26 protein-coding genes and 1 tRNA gene are annotated in these 25,631 nt (G+C 61.8%); 23 read left to right on the forward strand and 4 right to left on the reverse strand.

All coding sequences use genetic code 11. The annotated features are described in order from the left end of the window. Nucleotides 1–247 precede the first annotated feature (247 nt). The 6 genes from AC1Z1G_RS00840 (at nucleotide 248) to AC1Z1G_RS00865 (ending at nucleotide 5,996) form a co-directional block, all read left to right on the forward strand. The gene (locus AC1Z1G_RS00840; RefSeq protein ID WP_483627714.1) at nucleotides 248–676 is read left to right on the forward strand and encodes a MarR family winged helix-turn-helix transcriptional regulator; all 429 of its coding nucleotides are present in this window, start codon (nucleotides 248–250) and stop codon (nucleotides 674–676) included. Next, entirely contained in the window at nucleotides 673–2,754 is a 2,082-nt protein-coding gene (locus tag AC1Z1G_RS00845; RefSeq protein ID WP_483624084.1) for an FUSC family protein, read from the forward strand. Before AC1Z1G_RS00840 ends, AC1Z1G_RS00845 begins: the two co-directional genes overlap by 4 nt. Next, entirely contained in the window at nucleotides 2,751–2,960 is a 210-nt protein-coding gene (locus AC1Z1G_RS00850; RefSeq protein ID WP_483624086.1) for a DUF1656 domain-containing protein, read from the forward strand. Before AC1Z1G_RS00845 ends, AC1Z1G_RS00850 begins: the two co-directional genes overlap by 4 nt. Next, entirely contained in the window at nucleotides 2,957–3,832 is an 876-nt protein-coding gene (locus AC1Z1G_RS00855) for an efflux RND transporter periplasmic adaptor subunit (protein WP_483624088.1), read from the forward strand. The genes AC1Z1G_RS00850 and AC1Z1G_RS00855 overlap by 4 nt, the downstream gene beginning before the upstream one ends. Then, nucleotides 3,829–5,277 (forward strand): efflux transporter outer membrane subunit, encoded by a 1,449-nt coding sequence (locus tag AC1Z1G_RS00860; protein ID WP_483624090.1) that lies wholly within the window; start codon nucleotides 3,829–3,831, stop codon nucleotides 5,275–5,277. The genes AC1Z1G_RS00855 and AC1Z1G_RS00860 overlap by 4 nt, the downstream gene beginning before the upstream one ends. A gap of 83 nt (nucleotides 5,278–5,360) precedes the next feature. Then, nucleotides 5,361–5,996 (forward strand): NADH:ubiquinone oxidoreductase subunit N, encoded by a 636-nt coding sequence (locus AC1Z1G_RS00865; protein ID WP_483624092.1) that lies wholly within the window; start codon nucleotides 5,361–5,363, stop codon nucleotides 5,994–5,996. 9 nt (nucleotides 5,997–6,005) lie between these two features. On the opposite strand, the gene AC1Z1G_RS00870 is transcribed toward AC1Z1G_RS00865, so the two are convergent. Next, nucleotides 6,006–6,473 carry an RES family NAD+ phosphorylase gene (locus AC1Z1G_RS00870; RefSeq protein WP_483624094.1) on the reverse strand — a complete coding sequence of 156 codons (468 nt, stop codon included), beginning with the start codon at nucleotides 6,471–6,473 and terminating at the stop codon, nucleotides 6,006–6,008. After that, nucleotides 6,473–6,961 carry a type II RES/Xre toxin-antitoxin system antitoxin gene (gene parS, locus AC1Z1G_RS00875; RefSeq protein WP_483624095.1) on the reverse strand — a complete coding sequence of 163 codons (489 nt, stop codon included), beginning with the start codon at nucleotides 6,959–6,961 and terminating at the stop codon, nucleotides 6,473–6,475. The genes AC1Z1G_RS00870 and parS overlap by 1 nt, the downstream gene beginning before the upstream one ends. Before the next feature lie 235 nt (nucleotides 6,962–7,196). On the opposite strand from parS, the gene AC1Z1G_RS00880 reads away from it, so the two are divergent. From AC1Z1G_RS00880 to AC1Z1G_RS00920, 9 genes are all read left to right on the forward strand, one after another. Next, entirely contained in the window at nucleotides 7,197–8,708 is a 1,512-nt protein-coding gene (locus AC1Z1G_RS00880) for a YdgA family protein (protein ID WP_483624097.1), read from the forward strand. A 258-nt stretch (nucleotides 8,709–8,966) separates the two neighbouring features. Next, nucleotides 8,967–11,432 carry a poly-beta-1,6 N-acetyl-D-glucosamine export porin PgaA gene (gene pgaA, locus AC1Z1G_RS00885; protein WP_483624099.1) on the forward strand — a complete coding sequence of 822 codons (2,466 nt, stop codon included), beginning with the start codon at nucleotides 8,967–8,969 and terminating at the stop codon, nucleotides 11,430–11,432. A 12-nt stretch (nucleotides 11,433–11,444) separates the two neighbouring features. Continuing rightward, nucleotides 11,445–13,442: a poly-beta-1,6-N-acetyl-D-glucosamine N-deacetylase PgaB gene (gene pgaB, locus AC1Z1G_RS00890; RefSeq protein WP_483624101.1), complete on the forward strand. Its 1,998-nt coding sequence runs from the start codon at nucleotides 11,445–11,447 to the stop codon at nucleotides 13,440–13,442. A 3-nt stretch (nucleotides 13,443–13,445) separates the two neighbouring features. Further along, nucleotides 13,446–14,792 carry a poly-beta-1,6-N-acetyl-D-glucosamine synthase gene (pgaC, locus tag AC1Z1G_RS00895; RefSeq protein ID WP_483624103.1) on the forward strand — a complete coding sequence of 449 codons (1,347 nt, stop codon included), beginning with the start codon at nucleotides 13,446–13,448 and terminating at the stop codon, nucleotides 14,790–14,792. Beyond that, nucleotides 14,789–15,277: a poly-beta-1,6-N-acetyl-D-glucosamine biosynthesis protein PgaD gene (pgaD, locus tag AC1Z1G_RS00900; protein ID WP_483624105.1), complete on the forward strand. Its 489-nt coding sequence runs from the start codon at nucleotides 14,789–14,791 to the stop codon at nucleotides 15,275–15,277. Before pgaC ends, pgaD begins: the two co-directional genes overlap by 4 nt. A 94-nt stretch (nucleotides 15,278–15,371) precedes the next feature. Further along, nucleotides 15,372–17,117, forward strand: coding sequence for a vWA domain-containing protein (locus AC1Z1G_RS00905; RefSeq protein WP_483624107.1), 1,746 nt, complete (start codon nucleotides 15,372–15,374; stop codon nucleotides 17,115–17,117). Between the two features lie 16 nt (nucleotides 17,118–17,133). Then, nucleotides 17,134–17,727 (forward strand): RNA polymerase sigma factor, encoded by a 594-nt coding sequence (locus tag AC1Z1G_RS00910; RefSeq protein WP_483627716.1) that lies wholly within the window; start codon nucleotides 17,134–17,136, stop codon nucleotides 17,725–17,727. Continuing rightward, entirely contained in the window at nucleotides 17,724–18,398 is a 675-nt protein-coding gene (locus AC1Z1G_RS00915; protein WP_483624109.1) for a hypothetical protein, read from the forward strand. The genes AC1Z1G_RS00910 and AC1Z1G_RS00915 overlap by 4 nt, the downstream gene beginning before the upstream one ends. An 82-nt stretch (nucleotides 18,399–18,480) precedes the next feature. Beyond that, nucleotides 18,481–18,687 (forward strand): hypothetical protein, encoded by a 207-nt coding sequence (locus AC1Z1G_RS00920; protein ID WP_483624111.1) that lies wholly within the window; start codon nucleotides 18,481–18,483, stop codon nucleotides 18,685–18,687. Here the strand turns inward: AC1Z1G_RS00920 and AC1Z1G_RS00925 are convergent. Then, a complete protein-coding gene (locus AC1Z1G_RS00925; protein ID WP_483624112.1) occupies nucleotides 18,647–19,492 on the reverse strand; it encodes a hypothetical protein in 846 nt (281 codons plus the stop codon). The two genes, AC1Z1G_RS00920 and AC1Z1G_RS00925, sit on opposite strands and share 41 nt — an antisense overlap. A 97-nt stretch (nucleotides 19,493–19,589) precedes the next feature. Beyond that, nucleotides 19,590–19,666: transfer RNA gene (locus AC1Z1G_RS00930), tRNA-Arg, on the reverse strand. 264 nt (nucleotides 19,667–19,930) lie between these two features. On the opposite strand from AC1Z1G_RS00930, the gene AC1Z1G_RS00935 reads away from it, so the two are divergent. The 8 genes from AC1Z1G_RS00935 (at nucleotide 19,931) to gabD (ending at nucleotide 25,496) form a co-directional block, all read left to right on the forward strand. Then, nucleotides 19,931–20,629, forward strand: a complete 699-nt coding sequence (locus AC1Z1G_RS00935) for a Crp/Fnr family transcriptional regulator (protein ID WP_483624114.1) — start codon at nucleotides 19,931–19,933, stop codon at nucleotides 20,627–20,629. Nucleotides 20,630–20,715: 86 nt separating this feature from the next. After that, nucleotides 20,716–21,258: an RNA polymerase sigma factor gene (locus tag AC1Z1G_RS00940; protein WP_483624116.1), complete on the forward strand. Its 543-nt coding sequence runs from the start codon at nucleotides 20,716–20,718 to the stop codon at nucleotides 21,256–21,258. Between the two features lie 121 nt (nucleotides 21,259–21,379). Continuing rightward, on the forward strand, nucleotides 21,380–21,610 hold the full coding sequence (locus AC1Z1G_RS00945; protein WP_347903138.1) for a RebB family R body protein: 231 nt from the start codon (nucleotides 21,380–21,382) through the stop codon (nucleotides 21,608–21,610). A 24-nt stretch (nucleotides 21,611–21,634) separates the two neighbouring features. Then, entirely contained in the window at nucleotides 21,635–22,279 is a 645-nt protein-coding gene (locus tag AC1Z1G_RS00950; RefSeq protein WP_483624118.1) for a hypothetical protein, read from the forward strand. Nucleotides 22,280–22,291: 12 nt separating this feature from the next. Continuing rightward, nucleotides 22,292–22,777: a hypothetical protein gene (locus AC1Z1G_RS00955; protein WP_483624120.1), complete on the forward strand. Its 486-nt coding sequence runs from the start codon at nucleotides 22,292–22,294 to the stop codon at nucleotides 22,775–22,777. A gap of 103 nt (nucleotides 22,778–22,880) precedes the next feature. Further along, nucleotides 22,881–23,198 carry a RebB family R body protein gene (locus AC1Z1G_RS00960; RefSeq protein WP_347903141.1) on the forward strand — a complete coding sequence of 106 codons (318 nt, stop codon included), beginning with the start codon at nucleotides 22,881–22,883 and terminating at the stop codon, nucleotides 23,196–23,198. Between the two features lie 59 nt (nucleotides 23,199–23,257). Beyond that, complete coding sequence (locus AC1Z1G_RS00965) at nucleotides 23,258–23,575, forward strand: RebB family R body protein (RefSeq protein WP_347903142.1); 318 nt, start codon at nucleotides 23,258–23,260, stop codon at nucleotides 23,573–23,575. 478 nt (nucleotides 23,576–24,053) lie between these two features. Beyond that, complete coding sequence (gene gabD / locus AC1Z1G_RS00970; protein ID WP_483624122.1) at nucleotides 24,054–25,496, forward strand: NADP-dependent succinate-semialdehyde dehydrogenase; 1,443 nt, start codon at nucleotides 24,054–24,056, stop codon at nucleotides 25,494–25,496. The last annotated feature ends 135 nt before the right edge of the window (nucleotides 25,497–25,631 follow it).

A 25,631-nucleotide genomic window follows, 5' to 3' on the forward strand; every position in this document is an offset into this window, starting at 1 on the left:
CCGAAGCTCGTCTGCTCGGTTGCGAAGCGGTCGTAATCCGGCAATCGCGTTCTATCTAAATACTCGCGGCGGCTGATTTTAGGGTCGCTTCGCAACCCAGCGGGAGCAAGCTCCCTTGCCACAGGTTTTGCGCACTACGCTAATTTGTTTCAAAACTTGACTGAATTTCCCCTCCAGTGCGATATTGATAGTTAGCAAACTAACAGTGTGCAGATTCCCCGTGTCCCAGACCCTCGACGCCCTTCAGATGAACATCAGCAGTACCATGGTGGTGGCCGCGCGGCATTGGCGGAAGATCTGCCAGACCACGCTGGTCAACTACGGTATTTCTGAAGCTTGCGCCGCCCCGTTGTTGATGATCGGGCGATTGGGCGAGGGTGTGCGCCAGGTGACCGTGGCGCACGCGGCGGGGATGGAGAGCCCTTCGCTGGTGCGGCTGCTCGACCAGTTGTGCCAGGCCGGATACGTCTGCCGCACTGAAGATCCCCTTGATCGTCGCGCCAAGTGCCTGAGCCTGACCGACAGCGGTCGCGAGTTGGTGCAGGCGGTGGAAGCTGAATTGGTGCGCCTGCGCCGTGGCGTGCTGGAAGGCATCGCAGCGGCGGATCTGGAAGCCGCGTTGCGGGTGATTCGTGCATTCGAGAGCGCTGAACACGAGCCGGTGAGCCCGTCTTGAAAGGGTTCTTTGCCGGAGTGCCGCCGGCCCGCGACTGGTTTTACGGCGTGCGCACCTTCGCGGCATCAATGATCGCGCTGTACATCGCCATGCTCATGCAGATGCCGCGTCCGTATTGGGCGATGGCCACGGTGTACATCGTTTCCAGCCCGTTCGTCGGGCCAACCAGCTCCAAGGCCTTGTACCGCGCCATCGGCACCTTGACCGGGGCGGCCGCGGCGTTGCTGTTTGTGCCGATGTTCGTCCAGAGCCCGTATGTGCTGGTGGTGGTCATTGCGTTGTGGACCGGCATCCTGCTGTTTTTGTCGATGCACCTGCGCACGGCCAACAGCTACGCGCTGATGCTCGCCGGCTACACCTTGCCGCTGATCTCCTTGCCGGTGGTGGATAACCCGTTGGCGATTTGGGATGTGGCGGAGGCACGAACCGAAGAAATCTTCCTCGGTATCGTCTGTGCGGCGGTGGTCGGCAGCCTGTTCTGGCCACGGCGGCTGGCGCCGGTGTTCGATGATGCGGTGAGCAAATGGTTCGGTACCGCAGTGACCTACAGCCAACGCTTCCTGACCCGTGAAGTGAAGCCTGAAGAAGTCAGTGCATTGCGGGCCTCGATGGTCGCGACCTTCAACTCCCTTGAAGTGATGATTGGCCAGTTGCCTCACGAAGGCGCGCGCCCGCAAACCGTGCGCAACACCAAAGAGCTGCGCGGGCGGATGATTCATCTACTGCCAGTGGTGGATGCGCTGGACGATGCGCTCTACGCCTTGCAGCGCCGCACTCCCGAGCTTGTGGATAAGTTTGCACCGCTGCTGGCCGCAAGCATTGAGTGGCTCGACAGCACAGACGCTTCGGTCGAGCGCTGGGAAGCGCTGCGTCATCGACTCGAAGCCCTGCAACCCAGCGCTGAGGCGCTGGATGATCGCAAGCAACTGCTGTTTTCCAACGCGTTGTATCGACTCGGAGAATGGATCGATTTGTGGCAAGACCTGCGCAGCCTGCAAGTGGCGATTCACTGTGAAAGCCAGGACAACTGGCGCGCCGTTTACCGCCATTGGCGGCTGGGTCGGTTGACGCCGTTTCTCGACCGTGGGCTGATGCTCTACTCGGCGGCGTCGACGGTGCTGGCGATCATCGTCGCCTCGGTGCTGTGGATTCTGCTCGGCTGGAGCGACGGCGGCAGCGCGGTGATTCTGGCAGCGGTGGCGTGCAGCTTCTTCGCGGCGATGGACGACCCGGCGCCGCAGATTTACCGGTTCTTTTTCTGGACCGCACTGTCGGTGCTGTTCGCCAGCCTTTACCTGTTTCTGATCCTGCCGAACCTGCATGATTTCCCGATGCTGGTGCTGGCGTTTGCCGTGCCCTACATCTGCGTGGGCACCCTGACGGTACAGCCTGCCTTTTACCTCGGCATGCTGCTGACCATCGTCAACACCTCATCGTTTATCAGCCTTCAGGGCGTTTACGACGCGGACTTCCTGAACTTCGTCAATTCCAACCTTGCAGGTCCCATCGGGCTGTTGTTTGCCTTCATCTGGACCCTGGTAGCGCGTCCGTTCGGCTCGGAACTGGCGGCCAAGCGCCTGACCCGTTTCAGCTGGCGCGACATCGTCGGCATGACCGAACCGGCGAACCTTGCCGAACACCGGCACCTGGGCGTGCAGATGCTTGACCGGCTGATGCAGCATTTGCCGCGCCTGGCCATGACCGGCCAGGACACCGGCATCGCGCTGCGCGAAGTGCGTGTGGCGCTGAACCTGCTTGACTTGTTGGCCTATGCGCCACGAGTGCCGGGCGTGCCGAATGTGTTGCTGCGCCAGGTGGTGGCCGAGGTGGGCGAGTACTTCAAGGCCTGCCTCAAGGCTGGCGAACGCTTGCCGGCACCGGCACCGTTGCTGATGACCATGGACCGCGCCCGTCGTGCGTTGAATGGCCAGGGGCTGCAAGGTGATGACGAAACCCGCCTGAACCTTCTGCACGCCCTCGCCGGTCTGCGACTGGCGTTGTTGCCCGGCGTGGAATTCATCGGTGGCAGCGAGGTTGAAGAACTGCTTCCACATGGCATTGATGGAGCGCCTTTATGATCGGTGATCTGGACGTCAGCGGGGTGTTCCTGCCCACCTTGCTGGTGCTGATGGGTATTACGTACGTGTTGTACCTGCTGGTGCACGGGGCGCTGACGCGCCTGCACTTTTATCGTCTGGTCTGGCACCGGGCGTTGTTCAACGTGGGTCTGTACGCCTTGCTGCTTGGCGCCGTGGATTCACTCAGTCGATACCTGATGACATGAAAAAACCTGTTTTGACCCTTGGTCGTGTGGTGTTGACCCTGCTGATCGTGACGCTGGCCTGCTTCGTGGTCTGGCGCATGGTGATGTATTACATGTTCGCGCCGTGGACCCGGGACGGGCACATTCGGGCCGACATTGTGCAGATCGCCCCGGACGTTTCCGGGCTGATCCAGCAAGTCGAAGTGCGCGACAACCAGTTGGTAAAACGCGGCCAGGTGCTGTTCAGCATCGATCAGGACCGTTTCAAACTGGCCTTGCGTCAGGCCAAGGCGTCGGTCGCGGACCGTCAGGAAACCCTGGCGCAGGCCCAACGGGAAGCCAAGCGAAATCGGGGCCTGGGCAATCTGGTGCCGGGCGAGCAACTGGAAGAAAGCCAGTCTCGCGTGGCTCGCGCCGAGGTGGCGCTGATGGAAGCCCAGGTGGCGGTGGACAGCGCCCAGCTCAACCTCGACCGTTCGGTGATTCGCAGCCCGGTGGACGGTTACGTCAACGATCGTGCACCGCAGGCTCAGGAGTTTGTCACTGCGGGTCGTCCGGTACTGTCGGTGGTGGACAGCACGTCCTTCCACATCGACGGTTACTTCGAGGAGACCAAGCTCAACGGTATCCAAATCGGCCAGAGCGTCGATATTCGCGTGATCGGCGACCCTGCGCGGTTGCGCGGGCATGTTGAGAGCATCGTCGCGGGCATCGAGGACCGCGACCGCAGCAGCGGTTCCAACCTGCTGCCCAACGTGAACCCGGCGTTCAGTTGGGTACGCCTGGCCCAGCGGATTCCGGTGCGCATTGCCTTTGACGACGTACCGGCAGATTTCCGGATGATCGCCGGGCGCACCGCGACCGTGTCGATCATCGAGGAGCCGGCGCAATGAAAGCGGCCACCGGTTTAGCCACGGTAGGCCTGGGCCTGCTGCTGTCGGCCTGTCAGGTGGTCGGCCCGGATTACCAGTTGCCCAAGGACGCCGCGGTGCAGCGCGATGACTTTCAGGGCGAACTGAGCACGCGCAGTCAAAACGTGGTTTCCGCACCGGTGCCGGGCGACTGGTGGCGCTTGTACCAAGACCCGCAACTGGATGAGTTGGTGCGCCAGGCCCTGGCGTCTAACACAGATTTGCGGGTGGCGGCGGCGAACCTCTCGCGTGCCCGTTACCAGGTCGAAGAAGCCGAGTCCGCAGGGGGCTGGAGCGGCGGTGTGAAGATGGGCGCCCAGCGTTTGCAAGAGTCCGGCGAAGCGTTTTTGCTGCCGGAGAAAGTCCCGGTGGCCAATGTCGGTGATATCGGCATCACCACCTCTTATCAATTCGACCTGTTCGGCACCTTGCAGCGCGGCATTGAAGCGGCCAAGGCCAATGCCGACGCGACCCAGGCAGCCTCCGACACCGCACGCATCACTGTGGTCGCCGACGTCGTGCGGGCCTACACACAGGTGTGTGCGGCCAACGAAGAGCGGGAAATCGCCGAGCACTCGCTGGACCTCCAAGGTCAGAGCACCGCGCTGATCCAGCGCCTGCGCGATGCCGGACGTGGCGACGAAACCCAGGTCACGCGTTCGCAGACCCAATTCAAATCCTTGCGCGCCGATCTGCCGCGTTATGAAGCGGCGCGGCAAGCCGGACTGTTCCGTTTGTCGATGTTGCTGGCCAAACCGGTGGATCAACTGCCTGTCGGCATCAGCCGTTGCCATGAGCTGCCGAAGATTGCCCAATTGTTGCCGGTCGGTGACGGCGCCACGCTGCTCAAACGCCGTCCGGACGTGCGCCAGGCCGAGCGTCGGTTGGCGGCTGCGACCGCCGGCATTGGTGTCGCCACGGGGGAGCTTTACCCGGACATCAGCATCGGCGCGAGCATCGGCACGGTCGGGCTTCTGGAAAACCTCGGCAAACCCTCGACCAACCGCTGGGGGTTCGGCCCGTTACTGAGCTGGACGGTGCCGTCCAACGGTTCCCGGGCGCGCGTGCATGAGGCCCAAGCTGCGACCCAAGGTGCGTTGGCGCATTTTGACGGGGTGGTGCTTAACGCGATTCGTGAAACCCAGACCGGTCTGGCGCAGTACACGGCGCTGTTGCAACGTCGCGACGCGTTGGCGGATGCCGAGCAGTCGGCGCAACAGGCGGCAGACCAGACGCACCGCTTCTTCCAGGCTGGTCGCGCGTCCTTCCTGGCCGACTTGCAAGCCACGCGCACTTACACCGATGTCCTGGCGCAACTGGCGTCGGCCAACACCCAGGTTGCCATGAGCCAGATCGATTTGTTCCTGGCGCTGGGTGGCGGTTGGGAAAGCGGACGAACGCAAGGCTTGTCGCCGACGAAACCCTGAGGCCGTTGCTATGCTTTGAAGTGTCGGGTTTACGCGGGTGAGCCCGGCGATCAAGGCGTGCGTTGGTCATGGGGATTCCAATAATGAAAAACCCTTATGCTCCCGGCTTCTGGTGCGCAATAGTCGCGCTGGTGCTGCTCTCGGCAACTTACTTCTACGGCGTCATGTTGACCCACCAGATCGACAAGGCCCTGGTTTTTCTCGACAGCGCGAGCGCGCTGATCGGTGTGATGTCGATCATGGTCGTGGCCTGGGCTTCGTTCCAGGGCCAGCGCATCAAGCGCAAGCATCTTGAACAAGGCAAAACCCTGGTGATGATCTGGGACACCAAAGTGGCCTTGCGCCGGGTTGAAACCGTGTTTGATCGCTACTTCTGGGGCAGTTATTGGCAGCCGGGCCGCACCTTTCAGGAAGTGATGGGCGAGCTTACCGGCACCCCGCTGGAAAAAAGCCTCGAAACCCTGAAAACCCGATGCCTGGCCCTCGACAAGCAAGTCACCGAAGAAGGCTGGCACTGGCTCAACAACGCCCGTGAACTCAGCGACGTGGCCAACGCCATGGCCCGCGAGCGCTATCAACTGGATTTCTGCGACCCGCGCTCCGAATCACCCAACGGAGCGGTGATCAATCGGGATTTTGAAGTGCTGGTCTACACGTGGACCGCGCGGCTCAAGAGTTTCGACCATCAACTGGACGAGATCGAGGTGCAGTATTCGTGAGCGGCGCGGTCAGCCGCGGGGGTCGAACATCCTCGGGTCGTAACTGAAGTCATACACCTCAAGCACCTTGATCTGGCTGACGGCGGGGTGCCTGGGGTTGACCACCAGGTTCAGCTCCAGCGGCAGAATCACCGACGGCACCATCAACCCGAGCTGTTCCAAGCCATTGAGCCAGGCGGTGCCGAAGTCCATGCTCGGACGGTCGCAGGGCCGTGTATCCCAGCCTTCGGGAAGGCTCTGGAGTGCAGGTTTCAGGTACAACTCAGGTTCGTCTGGCAGCTCGAAGCAGGTGATTTTTACCGGATAATCCGGCATGCGCGTGGCGTGGACGAAGGTCTCCAGGGCGCAGATGGCCGGCGTCAGGCCCATGTACACCGCCGCCACGTCCACGTCGTTCCAGCGCCCGCCTTCGATGGCGGCGCCCATGCCGCTCAGGTCTTTCGCCCGTCTGGCCTTGGCGATACGCCACGCCAGCATCAGGCGACGCCGCCCCATTCCATGGCGTTGAGCACGCGACGAACCTGCCGGGCACCGATTTCCATTTCACACAGTTCGATGGGCGTCTTGTTCCCCAGCGCGGCGTTTGGCGTGGCCATCCAGCGTGCAGCCTTGACGTTGTCTTCGAAGACGTCGGCCGCCTGGGTGGCAACGGTGGCGATCCGGTCCAGCCGCTCGGACGCCACGGCACTCAGGGGTTTGTCGTCCTTGCGGCGGCGCTCAAGGGTCGATGTCGAGGTGTTGAACAGCACCTCCACCAATCGGCTGCTCAGCCCGAAGGTGGCTTTGGTTTCATCGATCCACGATGCCGGAAAACCTTCGAGGATCAGTTGCAGGCGTTGATTTTCACTGTGGCCCAGCAAAGCCCGGGCCTTGTCCCAGAATGATGGCAGCTCCCCTTCATGGGCCTGCACGTTACGGGCAGCGCGGACTGTGGCCGGTTTGCGGGCGAGGGTTTCGACGCTCATGGCGGCTCCTGTCATTTGACGCGTTATGTGTCGTCAAAAGAAGCATAGGCCAATCGGGGGAAAGGTTCACCTGCGGCTGACCAGTGGCCTATCGACACTTTTTTATGGGGAATACAGCGCTGTCTGGCGTAGCAAATGCTAGTATTTGCGCGTTTCACGCGCAGTCTAGCTGCACCCGTGAAGGGTTCAGGGAAGACGACCACATGTTCAACAACGGATATTGATCGGGTAAAAAATGAATAAGTCAGCAGGCGTACTGTTAGGAATCGTCGTCGCAATCGGTGCAATCAGTGCAGGCGGCGCCTGGTACACCGGCACCAAGCTGGAAGGGGTGTTGCAGGCCTCGATTTCGGACGCCAACAAAGAGCTGAAAGAAGCCTTGATCGGTTCTGACGGCACGATGACCGTCGAACTGGTTTCCCTGGACCGCAAACTGTTCAGCAGCACCGCCCACTACCGCCTCAAAGGCCAGGGCGCGATGTTCGGTGAAGACCCGGCAGGCGTCGAGCTGCTGTTCGTCGACCGCATCGAGCACGGCCCGCTGCCACTCTCGCGCCTGACTTCGTTGAAGTTGATGCCCGTCATGGCCACCAGTCACTACGAACTGGAAAAGACCCCACTGACCGAAAAATGGTTCGCGCTGACCAAGGATGCTGCTCCGCTCAAAGGCATGGTCAGCATCGGGTATGACCGCTCCACCGACGGCACCCTGGAGTTGTTGCCGCTGGAGCTCGGGATGGAAGACACCTCCACCCTGAAGTTCTCCGGTCTGAACGTCGAGATCTCGGCCAGTGCCGAGGCCAAGAACGTCAAGGCCAAAGGCTACATGGACAGCCTGAAGCTGGTTGCGAACACTGAGGGCCAGGGTCCTTCCGAGGTTGAGCTGAACGGCCTGACGCTGGTCAGCAACATGACCAAAGGTGCCTACGGTTCCTACATGGGTGACAACACCCTGGAACTGAGCAGCACCCGCGTGGCGCTGCCGGAGCAGAAGACGCTGCTGGTCTTCAAGAACTCCGAGATCAAGACTTCCTCGCAAGAATCCGGCACCAACGGCTCGGGCCGTGCCGAATACAAAATGGGTGAAGTTGCGTTCAACGGCAAGGTCATCGGTGGCGCACAGATGGCCTGGAGCCTGAAGAACCTTGATCTGCCGGCGACCATGTCGCTGGTCAAGATCTACCAGACCAAGCTGCAACCGTACGAAAAAGCTTCCACCGAAGCGGCAGAGGCCGGCTTGCCGACGCCTGAGCTGAAGCTGACCGAAGCCGAACAGGCGCAGGTCAAGCTGGACCTGCAAAAGCTGTTGGCCGCCAAGCCACAGATCGCCATGGAAAACCTCTCGTTCAACACGCCTAACGGTGAAAGCCGCGCCAGCCTGTCGGTCGAGCTGACCAAGCCTGCCTCCATGGAGCTGCCGGTGGATCAACTGGCTCGCCAGATGATTTCCCAGCTGAGCGTGAACCTGCAAGTGTCCAAGCCGATGATCATCGACCTGATGACCCTGCAAGGCGAAATGGAAGGCCAGGCCGACCTCAAGGCTGTTGCCGATCAAGCCACCGCTGCCAGTGAAATGGTCAGCAGCATGGCGGTAGGCACGCAATTGGCGAAGCTGGAAGGCAACAACATCGTGTCCAAGCTGCACTATGCCGACAACAAGGTGGACTTCAACGGCCAGAAAATGACCGTCGAAGAATTCGTCGCCTTCGTCAACAGCAAAGCGGGCGGTGCCGGCGCCCTGCAATAAGGCCCCGCACAACCCAATGGTCACGGCGCGCATGCGCCGTTGACCACCGAACGCCCAGCGTCCGTTTTTCACGGAGCCGCTGGGCGTTTTGCTTTGTGGGGCGAATCTGAAGAAATATGCGGATTCGTCTTTTGCCTGATAGCGACATGGAAGACTGCTCAACAGGAAAGCTTGGCTGGGTCACAGGGCACCGGCCGCCTGATGTGTAGTGCTCAGGGGAACCCATCGCTCCAGCTCTCCTCGTAAGGAAGCTGACGAATGTTGCGTACCTTTCATCCCCATTTCCGGCCCATTGTTCGCATGGCGTTGTGCAGCCAATTGCTCTGGCCCGGGTTTGCCCTGGCCGACACGGCCTACGACAACGCCGTGCGCCAGGCGCGTGCCGGCAACTACGCCCCCGCGCTGACCACCCTGCGTCAGGTGCCGGGTGACCGCGCGAGCACCGCCCAACTCAGTGACCACCTGCAAATCGCCAGTTGGGCCGGACTTGATGCCGAAGTGGTCGAGGTCTATGAAGCCCAGGGCGCTGGCCGTTCTTTGCCGGTTCAGGCACTGACCGCGACTGCTCGCGCTTACCGCAACCTGCAACGCTGGGACGCGGCCATTGCGCTATACCAGAAGGCCTTGGCCCGTGAGCCGTCTAACGCAGACCTGCAACTGGGCCTGGCGATGACGCAGGCCGATTCGGGCAAACCGGCCGAGGCGGTCAGCCGGGCCCGGGCGTTGGTGGCGGCCAGGCCAGACGACCCGGCCCGACGCATGGCGCTGGGCTACGCCTTGACCCGTTCGGGGGCCACTTACGATGCGTTGTTTGAATATGACCAGGCGTTTGTGCGCGCCGGGAAGTCGCCGGAGATCGCCCGCGAATACCTGTTTGCGTTGCAACGGGCGCGCTTGCCGGAACCGGCGTTGCGCCTGGCGCAACAGCGTCCGGGGTTGATCGACCCAGGCGTGCAGCGGCGACTGGAAGGCGATGTGGCCGCCGAGCGCGTGCGCCTGGCGGAGCTGGCGACGCGCAGCGAGAAAGAGCGCTATTTGATCGCCGACCGTGCGTTGGCCGACTACGACCAATTGCTCGCAACCTGGACGCCGGTTCCGCAGGCTCACGACGATGTGCTGCGCTGGCGCATCGACCGGATGGGCGCGCTCAAGGCCCGCACGCGCACCGCTGAAGTCATCACCGAATACCAGAAGCTGACAGCCGAAGGCGTGGCCATTCCGACCTACGCCCGGCGTTGGGTGGCGTCGGCGTACCTGGACCGACGCCAGCCTGAGGTGGCCGTCGACCTGTATCGCCAGGTGTTGGCGGCGCCTGACGCCGATGTCGGTGATCGTCTGGAAGACAGCACCGCGCTGTATTACGCGCTGCTCGAAAGCGATCAACCGCTGGAGGCCCGTGCACTGGCCGACAGCCTGGCCCTGAGCCAGAAGCCTCGTGTCGAGCTCAAGGGTTTGCCGGTGGGCAATCCCAATGACGAATGGATCGACGCCCAGCAACTCGCCGCTCAGGCCGGCACCTATGGCGCCGATTTGCCGAACGCGGAGCAACGGCTCGCGGCGCTGGTCGGGCAAGCACCGGGCAACCTCGGTTTACGCGTGGCTCAGGCCGATCTGTACCTGGCGCGGGACTGGCCACGGCGCGCAGAAAACCTGCTCAAGGAAGTCGAGAGCGCCGCGCCGCGAGACATTGGCCTGGAAGTCGCCCAAGGGCACACCGCTCAGGATTTGCAGGAGTGGCGTCAGTTGGATGCGCTGACCGACGACGTGGTGGCGCGGTTTCCCGAGAACCGTCAGGTGCAGCGGTTGCAACGCCAGCGTGAGGTTCACGACATGGCCGAGCTGCGCGTGTCGACCTACGGCGGCAAGAGTTACGGCGGCGGCAGTGGCGGCGCGGGCGCGGTCAGCGGTAGCCGTGATTTTGGCATCGAAACCCTGCTGTACAGCCCGCCCATCGACGAGGACTGGCGCCTGTTCGGTGGCGCCGGTTATGCCACTGGCGACTTTCAGGAAGGCACCGGCCGGCATCGCTGGCAACGCCTGGGTGTCGAGCGGCGGACCCGCGACATGACCCTCGAAGCCGAAGTCTCCAGTCATTCCTACGGCCATGGCGACAAACAAGGCGCACGGTTGGCGCTGACCCGTGACATCGATGATCACTGGCAGTACGGCGCAAGCCTGGACTACCTGTCGGCCAACACGCCTTTGCGCGCCTTGAACAGCGACATCAGCGCCAATGGCGGCAGCGGTTTCATTCGCTGGCGGGCCAATGAAAGTCGCGAATGGAAACTGGCCCTGAGCCCTTCGCACTTCAGCGATGGCAACAACCGCTTCGAAGCGTTGCTGACCGGCCGCGAAGGCGTGTACAGCGCGCCGGGCGTGCAGGTCGACCTCGGGCTGGAAGTCGGCAGCAGTCGCAACAGTAAAGAAGACACGCCGTACTTCAACCCCAAGTCGGACTTCAGCGTACTGCCGACGGTGAGCGTCAATCACGTGCTGTACCACCGCTATGAAACGGTCTGGAGCCAGCAGTTCCAGGCGGGTGCGGGAACGTACAGCCAGCGTGATCACGGCACCGGCGCGGTCGGCCTGCTCAGTTACGGCCAGCGTGTCATGTGGAACGACGTGTTCGAGGCCGGTGCCGCGTTGAGCTGGCTCAACCGCCCGTATGACGGCGACCGCGAAAGCGATCTGCGCCTGCTCATCGACCTCACCTATCGCTTTTAGAAGAGTGTGATCATGCCTGCCATTACCCGTTGCATTCTGCTGCTGGGCGTCATGTTGCTCAGTGCCTGCGCCCAGCAAGCACCAGCCTTTGCGCCGCCGTCCCAGCGCCCGCTGCCGCCCAACGAACAACCCTGGCCAAAGAACCACGTGCTGGGAATCGCCTACCACGATGTCGAGGACCGCGACCCCGATCAGGCGGTGGTGGCGGTGCGCACCGAGCGCCTGCTGGAACAACTGGCCTGGCTGCGTGAGAACAACTATCGGCCGGTGACGGTCGACCAGATCATGGCTGCCCGCCGGGGTGGGCCCGAGTTGCCGGCCAGGGCCGTGCTGTTGAGTTTCGACGACGGCTATTCGAGTTTTTATACCCGCGTCATGCCGGTGCTGCGCGCCTACCATTGGCCGGCGCTGCTGGCGCCGGTCGGCAGTTGGATCGACACGCCGCTCAACCAACCAGTGGATTTCGCCGGCACGCCGCGCCCGCGTTCGGACTTCCTGACGTGGCAGCAAATTCGCGAGATTTCCCGCTCCGGGCTGGTGGAAATCGCCGCCCACACGGACGCCAATCACAAAGGCGTGCTGGCCAACCCGCAGGGCAACCTGCAACCGGCCGCCGCCACCCGTCGTTACAACGCCGCGAGCGGGCGCTACGAAACCGAAGCGCAATTCCAGGCGCGTCTGCGCAGTGACGTCGCCGCCATTTCAGAGAAAATCCGCGCCGCCACCGGCACCGCGCCACGGGTCTGGGTGTGGCCGTACGGCGCAGCGGACGGCACGGCGTTGCAGGTGGTCGGCGAGCAGGGCTACGAGATGGCGCTGACCCTTGACGACGGCCTCGACAGCCTGAACAACCTGATGAGCAGCTCGCGCTTTCTGGTGGCCTCCGACCCGGACGGTGAGCACTTCGCCAACAGCATCGTCGCGGTGCAGGCCCCAACGGCGATGCGCGTGGTGCATGTCGACCTGGACAACGTCTACGACCCCGACCCGGTGCAGCAGGATGCCAACCTCGGCAAGCTGATCCAGCGCATGGCCGACATGGGCGCCAACACCGTGTTTCTGCAAGCGTTTGCCGACCCCAAGGGCGACGGCCTGGTGCGCTCGCTGTACTTCCCCAACCGTCACTTGCCGGTGCGCGCCGACCTGTTCGACCGCGTGGCCTGGCAGTTGCGAACCCGCGCCCACGTCAAGGTGTACGCCTGGATGCCGGTGCTCAGTTTTGCCCTCGACCCGGCCTTGCCGCGGGTCAGCCGCTGGGACCCGGCGACGGGTCAGGTGTCGGTGGACCCAGGGCAGTATCAACGGCTGTCGCCGTTCGACCCGAACGTGCGGCGGATCATCGGTGAGCTTTATGAAGACGTGGCGCGCCTGACCTCGGTCGACGGCATTCTCTACCACGACGACGCGCTGCTCTCGGACTTCGAAGACGCGAGCCCCGAAGCCTTGCGGGTGTACGCCGCCAACGGCCTGCCGGACTCGATGGCCGCGTTGCGCGCCGACCCGGCGACAATGCAGCGCTGGAGCCGCTTCAAGAGCCGCTACCTGATCGACTTCACCCACGAGCTGACCGCCAAGGTCCGGGCCATTCGCGGGCCGCAGGTGGAAACCGCACGCAACCTGTTCGCCGAACCGATGCTCAACCCCCACAGCGAAGCCTGGTTTGCGCAAAACCTCGACGACTTCCTGGGCGCCTACACCTGGACCGCGCCAATGGCCATGCCCTTGATGGAAGGCCAGACCCGCGCTCAATCCGGTGCCTGGCTAGAAGCTCTCGTGGCAACGCTCAAATCCCGTCCCGGCGCGCTTGAACGCACCGTATTCGAATTGCAGGCCCGCGACTGGGCGAGCCAACCGGCATCGGCCATCGACGGCGCGCAACTGGCGGACTGGATGGGCCGACTCAAGCGCCAGGGTGCGACCAGCTTCGGTTACTACCCGGACAATTTCCTCGAGAACCAGCCCGACCTGAACACCGTGCGTTCGGCGCTCTCCAACAAGTGGAATCCATAAATCATGCTGGACCGACTGCTGGCTCTGCTCGTTCTGTTGATTGTGCTCGGCGTGCCGCTGGGGGTGATTTTCCTGCTCACCGGCCAAGTGCTGATGGACTTCGTGTTCTTTTATCCACTGTTCATGTCCGGCCTGTGGATTGCCGGCGGCCTGTACTTTTGGCTGCACTGGGAGCGCCACTGGCCCTGGGCGGCGGACACTCCGGCGCCGGTGCTGGCCGGTGAGCCGCTGATTTCGATTCTGGTGCCTTGCTACAACGAGGGCGACAACGCCGCCGACACGATTGGCGCAGCGCTGGCGCAGAACTACCCGAACCTGGAAGTGATCGCCATCAACGATGGCTCCAGCGATAACACCGCTGCCGTGCTCGACGCCCTGGCCGCCACCGAACCCCGGTTGCGTGTGTTGCACCTGGCCGAGAACCAAGGCAAGGCCGTGGCCCTGCGGATGGGCGCGGTGGCGGCGCGCAGCGATTACCTGGTGTGCATCGACGGCGATGCGTTGCTGGCGCCGGATGCGGCGGCCTATCTGGTGGCACCGATGCTCGGCAATTCACGGGTGGGCGCGGTCACTGGCAACCCGCGGATTCGCACGCGCTCCACGTTGGTGGGGCGGGTTCAGGTCGGGGAGTTCTCATCGATCATCGGTTTGATCAAACGCACGCAACGGGTGTTCGGACGGATCTTCACCGTCTCGGGTGTAGTGGTCGCCTTCCGCCGCGCCGCGCTGGACCGGGTGGGCTACTGGAGCCCGGACATGATCACCGAAGACATCGACATCAGCTGGAAACTGCAACTGGATCACTGGAGCATTTTTTACGAGCCCCGCGCCCTGTGCTGGATCCTCATGCCGGAAACCCTTGGCGGGCTGTGGAAGCAGCGTCTGCGTTGGGCCCAGGGTGGCGCCGAGGTGCTGTTCAAGAACATCCGCGGGATCTGGCAATGGCGCCATCGCTACCTGTGGCCGCTGCTGTTCGAGTACTGCCTGTCCACCGGTTGGGCGTTCACCTTTCTGCTGTCGGTGATTTTCTGGGCGGTGGGCAAGTTCGTCGACCTGCCGGCCGCCATCGCCGTCGAACACCTGGTGCCACCGGCCTTCACCGGGTTGGTGCTGGCGATGGTCTGCCTGTTGCAGTTTGCCGTGAGCATCCTGATCGACCGCCGCTATGAGCGCGACTTGTGGAAAACCCTGTTCTGGGTGGTCTGGTATCCGCTGGTGTTCTGGCTGGTCAGCCTGTTCACGACCCTGGTCAGTTTCCCCAAAGTGCTGTTCCGCCAACACCAGAAACGTGCCCGTTGGGTCAGCCCCGACCGTGGCATCAAACCGACTGTCGAGGAGAACACCCCATGAAAATCATTCGAACCCGTCAACGTCCGGTCCTGCGTCTGGTGGACACGTTGCTCACGGCGCTGGCCTGGGGCGGATTGGTGTTTCTACTGGTGCAAGGGCTGGTGCCGATGCTTGAAACCCATGGCGGGCCGCGCCTCGATGCGCCGATTTTCGCGGCGCTCAACACCCTGCAAATCTACCTCTACGTAGGCTTGTTCAACGCCGGGCTGTTGATTCTCTGGGCGCGGTATCAGCAACGTCGCGGCCTGCATTTTGCCCGGCGCCGGGTGTACTCGCCGGTGTTGAGCGACGATGGCTTGAGCGAAAGCTTCAACCTCACCGAGGACCGCTTGCAACGCCTGCGCCTGCCCGGTGTGCTGGTGATTCACAACGATCAGGAGGGCGGCCTGAGCGAGGTCAGTGCGCATCGCTCCCATGCCGAATCGTTGCTGCCGGTGGCGCGTGCCCAGCGGCCGGAATTGGTGCTGGTGCGCAACATCGGTTAATGGCGCGAAAATTTTTTGAGTCGACTTAACCCGAATCACCCAAGCTGTCCGTCTCAGTGGAGGAATGGATCATTTCTCCACGAGGTCAGCTCCCATGTCCCTTCCTCTGCACGTTCTTCGCCCGGCCGCCCAGGGTTTTGCCGCCGGTTTGCTGTTGGCCATGGCGGGCTGCGGCGTGTCATCGACCCCGGATGCCACGGCGCCGCCAGCGCAGGGCGCGCTGCACACCGAGTCGAAGCCCGCCACCTCCGGGCCCGAGGTGGCTGTGATGGCCGATGCGCCAATAGCCAAGCGCAGCCTGCGAGCGCAGCCGGCACCGGCCGCCTCGTATGCGCCGGTCGTTCAGGACGAGGCGTTTGCGGCAGGTTATCGGGACGAGCAGCGCGAGCAGTATCAGGCGTTGGCGGACAACCCTGTTCATAGCGTCGCCGAGGCGCCGGTGTCGACCTTCAGCGCTGATGTCGATACCGGCGCTTATGCCAACGTGCGGCGTTTGCTCAATCAGGGCCGCTTGCCGCCCGAAGGTGCGGTGCGGCTGGAAGAAATGGTCAATTACTTTCCCTACGCCTACGCGTTGCCCACGGACGGCTCACCGTTTGGCGTGACCACCGAACTCGCGCCGTCGCCCTGGAACCCCCATACCCGCTTGCTGCGCATTGGCATCAAGGCCAGTGATCGGGCGGTGGCGGACCTGCCGCCGGCCAACCTGGTGTTTCTGGTGGACGTGTCGGGTTCGATGGATCGTCGCGAAGGCCTGCCGCTGGTGCAAAGCACGCTCAAGCTGTTGGTCGACCAGCTGCGCGAGCAGGACCGGGTGTCGCTGGTGGTGTATGCCGGGGAATCGCGGGTGGTGCTGGCGCCGACATCCGGGCGCGACAAGGCAACCATTCGCCGGGCCATCGATCAGTTGAGTGCGGGTGGCTCGACGGCCGGTGCGTCCGGGATCGAGCTGGCGTATCAACAGGCTCAACAGGCCTTCATCCCCAACGGCATCAACCGGATCCTGCTGGCCACCGACGGTGATTTCAACGTCGGCATCAGCGACTTCGACAGCCTCAAGCAAATGGCCGCGGACAAGCGCAAGACCGGTATTTCCCTGACCACCCTGGGGTTTGGCGTGGACAACTACAATGAACACCTGATGGAGCAACTGGCCGATGCCGGCGACGGTAACTACGCCTACATCGACACCCTGCGCGAGGCCCGCAAAGTGCTGGTGGATCAGTTGAGTTCGACCCTCGCGGTGGTGGCCAGGAACGTCAAATTGCAGGTGGAGTTCAATCCGGCGCAGGTCAGCGAGTACCGTTTGCTGGGCTACGAAAACCGCGCGTTGAAGCGCGAAGACTTCAGTAACGACAAGGTCGACGCCGGGGAAATCGGTGCTGGGCACAGCGTCACCGCATTGTACGAAATCGTGCCCAAGGGCCAGCCGGGTTGGCTGGAGCCATTGCGCTATGCCAGCGGCCAGACACCTGAGGCGTCCGGAAAAACAGAGGAATTGGCGATGCTGCGTGTGCGGTATCAGGTGCCGGAGGGTGGCAGCAGCCGTTTGATCGAACGGCCGATTGGCACCACGGCCGGAACCTTGGCCAGCGCCAGTGATGACCTGCGGTTTGCCGCCGCCGTGGCCGCGTTTTCGCAACAGCTCAAGGACGGGCGCTACACCGGCGCGTTCGGCTTCAAGGACACGCTGGCGCTGGCCCGTGGCGCTCGGGGCGATGACCCGTTCGGCCTGCGCGGCGAGTTCGTGCAACTGGTCGAATTGGCGCAGAGCCTGCAAACTCCAGCGCCGAGCCTGGGCGAGCGCGCCACCTCATCGGTTGAGTCACGGCTTGAATAGCGCCAAGGAGTCCACTATCGACAGCTCTGCCGCAACAGCGTCCGGCGTCGACACCGCCAGCAGTGATGAAACGCTGCTGGCGCGCTATCGCGCTGGCGACGGTCCGGCCTTTGAGGTTTTGTACCAACGTCATCGCCAGGGCTTGTACGGTTTTTTGCTGGGGCTGAGCGGCAAGGCCGAATCGGCCGAGGAGGTGTACCAGGACACCTGGCTAAGCCTGATTCGCAGCACCACTCAACCCGAGGGACGGGCGAACTTTCGCACCTGGCTGTACCAGATCGCCCGTCATCGCCTGATCGACTATTGGCGCAAGCACGGCATTCGCAATCCGCTGCACGACAGCTACGACGAGCAGCTTCACAGTGTGCTCGATAACACCGCCAGCCCGGAGCAGTTGCTCAGCCTGAGTCGTGATAGCGAGCGTCTTGAAGCGGCGTTGCAGGCACTGCCGGTCGATCAGCGTGAAGTGTTTCTGCTGCGCGTCCATGGTGAACTCGAACTGCCGCAGATCGCCGCCCTGACCGAAACGCCACTGGAAACGGTCAAGAGCCGTTTGCGTTACGCCCAGCAAAAACTGCGTCGGCTGCTGGCCGAGGAGGTAATCACATGACTGACGCCCGTTACACACCGGATCGCGAAGGCGACGATCTCATCAAACACGTTCGCCAGCACCGAGCCGCAGAGCCATCGGCCAGCCTCGATGCGTTCATCCTGGCTGCCGCTCGCCGCGAAACGCCCGTGCCCAAGCCTGGCCTGTGGCAACGCTGGCTGCACGCGTGCCAACGGCCGCGTTGGCAAGTCGCTTTCGCGAGCCTCACGGGTGTCGCGTTGATGCTGGTGATGGTCCAGCGCTCGCCCGAGCCGCCTCAGTCTTATGAGTTCGCGCCAGAGGCCTCCCTTCCAGCACCCTCGGCGGCCAAGCGTGAAGCCGCTGAAATGGCGCCGCCCCGCGCATTGTCACGACCGGCGCCAAGTGCCCCCGCTGGCGCGTTGTCAGCACCCGCACCGGCTGCACCGGTGATCAATTTCGCCCCGCCTGCGCAGCGTGAATCGATCAGCGCCGAGTACGAAGAAAAAGCCGCCGAACCCATGGCTGATGAAGCACGCGTCAGCAAGCGCGCGGCGGCACCACTCGGAACGCTGGACCAAGGGTTGCGTGAGGTTTTGCGCCTGCGTGACGCCGGCCAGACCCACGCGGCGGACGCCCGCTTGGCGGCCCTGCACAAACGCTTTCCCAAGGAGGACCTGGCAGCTCGGCTGGAGGCTTTGCGCACGCCATAAGCTCGATTATGTTCAACGCATTGGTGTCGGTCGTGCAAAGCGAGCATTATCAACACCATTGCTGATGCGAAGGAGACTAAAAGTGACGCAACGAGTCGACCGCATTGCCCAACTCCTCAACTGCCCGCGCATGGGCGAGGAGATACGCCAGGCCATTGCGCAAAGCCGCAAAGAGGCCAACGCGGCGCAGGAAGAAGACGAAACACCCGCCGAGCTGCCCCTGGCGGGTGAGCCCGAGGCTGGAGTGATCACTTTGCCGAGCGAGAGCCCTGTACGCCGCAAAGGCTGACATGGTGCGCGACACACTCGATCACGCAATCGAATCCGATTTCCAGCCGCAGGTGATACCCGGGTTTGAGCGGTGTCAGGCAGACTTTGACCCGACCGCTGAAATCGGTGCCGCGCATCTCCATTTCGCTGATGCCTTCAACCGACACATCGAATTCGCAATCGGTCAGCGGATCACTGGCGGGCCAGCTTGATGGCAGGCAGCGCAACAGGTTCAGCGAACCTTCCAGGTGCAGCTTCAATCGCCCCTCATGAAACACCGGCCCTTGGGTGTACGGGTCTTGAGGCGTGGAGGCGTGCCCGAAAACCTCCCTCCAGCCCTGCGGGTTATCCACACTGAACAGCCAGTCGCAGCCGCCGCGATCACGCGCAGGTATTTCTCGGCAGGTGGCCAGAGAGGGCAGGTTGGCGCGGATCAGGTCCTCGTGCCACACGTCCCTGGCCGTCGCCAGGTAGAGTTCGAACAATCCCCGAGAATCGTTGATCGACCCCCAGCCCTTGGGCCAGGATGGGTATTCGTAAATGTCGAATCCATCCTTCTCTTCGTCGATGTCCCATACATCGTCGAAGTCGGTGTCGGGGTCCGCGAGGGCCTGCTCCAGACATTCGAACCGGGCCTGACGATGCCGGAAGGTTTCCCGTGGTTCAGGCACCAGGCAATGCTGGCGGAGCAGTTGCTCAAGCTCGACCGGGTCGTTAGGGTTGTAGGCGCTCAGGAGGGTTTCATGGGTTTCCTGAAAGAAACAGCTCACCAACAACCGCAGTGTGGGCTGGAATGGCTGAGTGCCGTAGGGGCAACGCAACATGGGACCTCCTGTCCTGATCGGCAGACAATGGCCGGGCTTTCCCGGCAGCCACAAAAAAGCCTCAGGCCGTAAGACCTGAGGCTTTCTCGTTGAATCATGGTGCACCAGGCGGGATTCGAACCCACGACCCCTGCCTTCGGAGGGCAGTACTCTATCCAGCTGAGCTACTGGTGCATGTGCGGGCGACATCATACCCATGTCGGTTCGGGCCGTCCATGCCGGTTTTTTGAGCGATTTGATTCCCCTGCCTGTCCCGTCACCTTCTTGCGGTGCGGTTGAAGTGTTATCTGCCGATTCCGGCGCGAGTGCTTCACAACTGTCTCCGGTGAACGTCCCTTTGTTTGCTTTGCTCCGTGGGCCGCGGCGCTCTAATTTGCTGCGCATTTGCGCGCAGATCTCTGACGTTCAGGGCGCGTCAATGCATTCAAAGGATCAGTGATGCTCGATATTCCTCGGCGACAGCGATTGGTAGGACGTTCGGATCTGTTTCAAGGTATGCCCGAGCCGCTTATTCAGTATGTGGCCACGCACTGCATTGAGCGTTCGCTCGGTGATCGGGATGTGTTGTTCCTCAAGCAGGACACGCTGGAGTTCCTGGCGTTGGTGGTGGAGGGGCGGATTTATTCGATGGTGCATGGCCCGGACGGCCGTGAGCAGATCGTCGGCACTACCGACGTCGGGCAGGTGGTGGGCGAGTCGGCGCTGATTGACGGGCATGCGCGGGAAACCTCCGCCTATGCCTGTGGCCCGACCCTGATTCTGCTGTTGGGGCGCCGGCATTTCTCGGTGTTGTGCGCCGAGCCCTTGTTCGTGCGCCGGTTGCTCGCACTGTTGATGAGGCGCCTGCAGAGCGTCATGGAGTTGCTGGAGATGGTCTGCCTGTATCGACTGGAGTCACGACTGGCGCGGTTTCTGCTGGCCAACATGGAGGATGCCGACCTGAATGTCGCCACGTTGCCCAGTGTGCTGATGCCGCAGAACCAGGGGATCCTGGCCTCGATGCTCAACACCAGCCGGCCCAAGCTCAATGTCCAGTTGCAACTGTGGCGCCGACTGGGGCTGATCAGCAGTCAGCGCGACCGGATCGTAATCAACGACATCGACCATTTGCGGCGCAAAGCCTGTGCGCTGAATTAGTTGCAGGAGTGTTCCCAAAGTAACAGCGAAGGAAAAAGCCGCGCCACAGACTGCCAGCTCATCTAGGACGCACAGGGAGTGCTGGCATGGAGGGTTCTATTCGCGCGGGTGTGCAGGTTGCGGTGATCGACCAACTGTTCGAAGCGAGTTGGCGGGCGGTATATCCCGAGCTCAAACGCCGGGCCAGGCACCGGGCCAAGGGCAATATGGAACATGCCCAGGAATGGCTGTCTGCCACGGCGATCAAAGCCCTGCTGTTCTTCAGGCGTTCTCCGGAACGCATCAGGGACCCGCAGGGTTTTCTGTTTCTGGTCCTCGACCATGTGTTTTTCGACAGCTGTCGACGCACGTTGCGCGAGGGACGTTTTTTCGATCACTCGATCGATCTCGAGCAGGATCACCAAGCCATCCTGGCCGCTCCTTGTGTCTCGGTCCTGGAGCGTACCGAGCTGTTTGAACGCCTGACCCAGGTCCATCGGGTGGTGGCGCAATTGCCACTGACCCAACAGCGTCTGTTTGAAATGAAATTTGTCGAAGACCTTCCCTACCCGGAAATCGCCGCCGTGCTGGGGATCACCTTGCCTCTGGTGCGCAAGCGCGTGCAGATGTTGCGTGCGGCATTGCGTTGAACGATGCGGGTTGTTTCACAGCCAGGCCTCTGGCGCGTTCTAGTTCTGTGAGCAACCGCTGCTGACGAATGTGTCCACCACCACCGCGCCCGCTGTGGTGCTTTCGATCAAGGAGAGATGTATGACGGATCAGACAGTCAATTCCCAGATAACCGACGCCGTGACCCAGACCAACGTCAAGGTGGTGGCCGAAGCGCCGGCGCAAGCCATCGCTTCGCTGTACCAGGTGGCGAGCCATTCCGCCGGGTTGTCTTTGCAGAACGCGGTCAACAGTCAACAGGCCCTTAACCAGATTTCCAATGCGGTGATCTCCAAGGCAGTCACGCTGATCATGAAGATTGGTGGTGAGTAGGTCTGATGGTAAGGGAGATCCGCCATGTTCTGGTTCAAACGAAAACCCCCGGTCCTCACCGATCAGCTATCAAGCTCCGAGAAACCTGCCGACAAGCCTGGAAACCAGGCTGACGCGCTGAAGCCCGGACCCGAGTCGGCTCAGGCATCGCGCTCGATCATGAGCGTGATGAACGAGCATCTGATCAAGCAAGTGAACACCCCGTCCAAGGATTCCACTGCGGCGCTGAACCAGCAGATCGTTCAGGCGGTGCAATTCACCAATTCCCAGACCCTCAGCTATGCCCCGGCGCAGATCGCCATTGCGCCGGACATGATGATCGGACAGGCCGCCGGCCTGGTCGCGCAGTCGGCAGCGGGTTACTTCGACGGTGTCAGCAAGCTGGCGTTGGCGGCCCAGGCGGTGATGATCAAGGAAATGACCCAAAACATCGCGCTGGAGAGATTCGACGTCGCCGAAAAGGATGCCGAAGGCGCGTTTGTCACCGACCTGCTGGTGGCCGCCGCGGCCGCTGTGAGCGCCGCCGCAGGTGCCATGGAGGGGGCGGGTGCTGCCGCCGCGATCGAAATGATCGACAAAAGCCTCTCCACGTACAGCGACAACGTGGCGAAACGTTCTATGCGTGCCGCATCCGGCGATGACGCGGCCACTGCCAACCCCGCACAGTAAAAGGAGTCGCCGATGAGCAAGGAAAACGAAAGTCCCATGGCGAGCATTCACCGGTTCGCCGAGCTGTTCATGAAGCGCCCGCTGTCACACGCCGAACGGCAAGTACTGGAAGCGTTTGTGCAGGACAAACCGCAGACGTTTGCCCAGGCGGCGCAACGGAGTATCGATCAGGTGCGCGAACAGACCGTCAGGCTGATCGAGGCCGACGAACAGCGCACGAACGCGGTGATCGATCAGTTTCGCACCAGTGAAAACATACTCAAACATACCCCGCAAACACGCGAAGAGTTGATAAAGCAGTTGTTAACGGCCCTTGAAGAACCGCCTCAGCCTTCCATCTTGACAGTGGAGGATGCGGACTTTAAGGAGCTGTTGATGGACTTGATACGCCAGGAAGTTAAAAGCGCCATGGAAGAGCAGATGAAGAGCCTGGTTCAACAGGTCGAGTCAACGCTGGCGCGGCTTAACGACCAGGGTGCGGCGGCGGCCAGCAACTAAGAAGTTGCCGATGAACTGCACGATTGAATATTCACATCCATTGTTTTGCGACGTTCATTAAATAACACGGAATGCACCGTGTCATAACAAAGGAAGTTAATTCATGGCAACTACCGTAAGTGAGCAAATCACAGACGCGGTCACCCAGACCAACGTCAAGGTCGTCGCTGAAGCGCCGGCCATGGCAATGGGGACCATCTATCAATCCATGGCCCACTCCATCGGCATCCTGTTCCAGAACTCGGTGTCGGCGCAGCAACAGCAAAATACCCTGGCCCAGGCCGCGGCCAACCAAGGCGTGATGCAGATCTACAGCGTGGACACCGGCGCTGCCGGGGCCGCCACGGAAAAAGTCAGCCAGGGCGGCATCGCCGACAACCTGTCCAGCCTCTTGGCCGTCATGAAGTCTTTCCAGAGCTGATTGGCTGAAACCCTGAGTCGCTTGCGTAAAACCTTTGTCTCATACATGGAGTTTGACTAATGACCACTGTAAGCCCGCAAATCACCGATGCCGTTACCCAAACCAACGTCAAGGTCGTCGCTGAAGCACCGGCGATGTCACTCGGCACCGTCTATCAATCGATGGGGCACTCCACCAGCATCCTGTTCCAGAACGCCGTGTCGGCGCAGCAACAGCAAAATACCCTGGCCCAGGCCGCGGCCAACCAGGGCGTGATGCAAATCTACAGCGTCGACACCGGCGCTGCCGCTGCCACCACGGAAAAAATCAGCCAGGGCGGTGTAGCCGACAACCTCACCAGCCTGCTGAGCGTGCTCAAGTCCTTCTCCCCGTCTTGAGTCGCTGAACCGCTGGAACGCCCCCTGACAACGCCCCTGCGCCTAACGGCCCAGGGGCGTTGCCGTAGGTGACGTTGATCAGATAATTTCTGCAAATGCGGCGTTTTCGTTCTTTTTTTCGAACATCCTATTGTCCTTTACCCCCTTTGATCCTAGGATTCGTTTGAGATTTCAAACGCTCTTGTCTGGGTGCTGAACCGCACGTGTTTCAACCAGTGCGCTATTTATGTGCTTCGGCCCTGTGAATGATTTCCCTGACGGCAGCCCGTCAGATGAGGTGAAAACTGCTGCGCTCGGTAATCTTGCGTTAAAAACAGGTTCGGACTGCTCATTTACAAACACGTAAATTCCGCACCCTCGCCTGTTTTTGCCTTGTCTTACCTTCGCTCGCTACGTTTTTACCTCACCTGCCTGAGGCGCCTTTTTATAATTAACAATTCGCTCCGCGCTCGCGCGGTGCTGTTAAGGAAAAGCCCACATGCAGCTCAAAGACACCCAGTTGTTCCGCCAGCAAGCCTACATCGATGGCGCTTGGGTCGATGCGGATAATGGTCAGACGATCAAGGTCAACAACCCGGCAACGGGCGAAATTCTGGGCACTGTGCCGAAAATGGGCGCTGCCGAAACCCGCCGTGCCATTGAAGCCGCCGACAAGGCCCTGCCGGCCTGGCGCTCGCTGACCGCCAAAGAACGCGCGAACAAGCTGCGTCGCTGGTTCGAACTGTTGATCGAAAACCAGGATGACCTCGGTCGCCTGATGACCCTCGAGCAGGGCAAGCCACTGGCCGAAGCCAAGGGCGAAATCGTTTACGCCGCGTCCTTCATCGAGTGGTTTGCCGAAGAAGCCAAGCGCATCTACGGTGACGTGATCCCGGGCCACCAGCCTGACAAGCGCCTGATCGTGATCAAGCAGCCAATTGGCGTGACCGCAGCGATCACCCCGTGGAACTTCCCGGCCGCCATGATCACCCGTAAAGCCGGCCCGGCCCTGGCCGCCGGTTGCACCATGGTGATCAAGCCGGCTTCGCAAACCCCGTTCTCGGCCCTGGCCCTGGTTGAGCTGGCGCACCGTGCCGGTATCCCGAAAGGGGTGCTGAGCGTGGTTACCGGCAGCGCCGGCGACATCGGCGGCGAGCTGACCAGCAACCCGATCGTGCGCAAACTGTCCTTCACCGGCTCGACCGAAATCGGTCGCCAGTTGATGGCCGAATGCGCCAAGGACATCAAGAAAGTCTCGCTGGAACTGGGCGGCAACGCGCCGTTCATCGTGTTCGACGACGCGGACCTGGATAAGGCCGTCGAAGGCGCAATCATTTCCAAATACCGCAACAACGGCCAGACCTGCGTCTGCGCCAACCGTCTGTACATTCAGGATGGCATCTACGACGCTTTCGCCGAGAAACTCAAAGCCGCAGTGGCCAAGCTCAAGATCGGCAACGGTCTGGAAGACGGCACCACCACCGGTCCCCTGATCGACGAAAAAGCTGTGGCCAAGGTCCAGGAACACATCGCCGATGCCCTGAGCAAAGGCGCAACGTTGCTGGCCGGTGGCAAGCCGATGGAAGGCAACTTCTTTGAGCCGACCATCCTGATCAACGTGCCGAAAAACGCCGCTGTGGCGAAGGAAGAAACCTTCGGCCCACTGGCGCCATTGTTCCGCTTCAAAGACGAAGCCGAAGTGATCGCGATGTCCAACGACACCGAATTCGGTCTGGCCTCGTACTTCTATGCCCGCGACCTGGGCCGTGTGTTCCGTGTGGCCGAAGCCCTGGAATACGGCATGGTCGGCGTCAACACCGGGTTGATCTCCAACGAAGTCGCGCCGTTTGGCGGCATCAAGGCCTCGGGCCTGGGCCGTGAAGGCTCCAAGTACGGGATCGAGGATTACCTGGAAATCAAATACCTCTGCCTGGGCATCTGATCGGGTAGTGTGTGCAGCGGACGGGGCACGAGAGCGATGCCCCATCTGCTTGTAAGGACGATTTTTCTCTGTGGCCGGGAAAGCTGTGGCAGTCGATCATCGCATGCTGCCGTAGTTGCCTCCCGCCATGAATTC

This window comes from Pseudomonas sp. JL27(2026) (genome assembly GCF_056933555.1).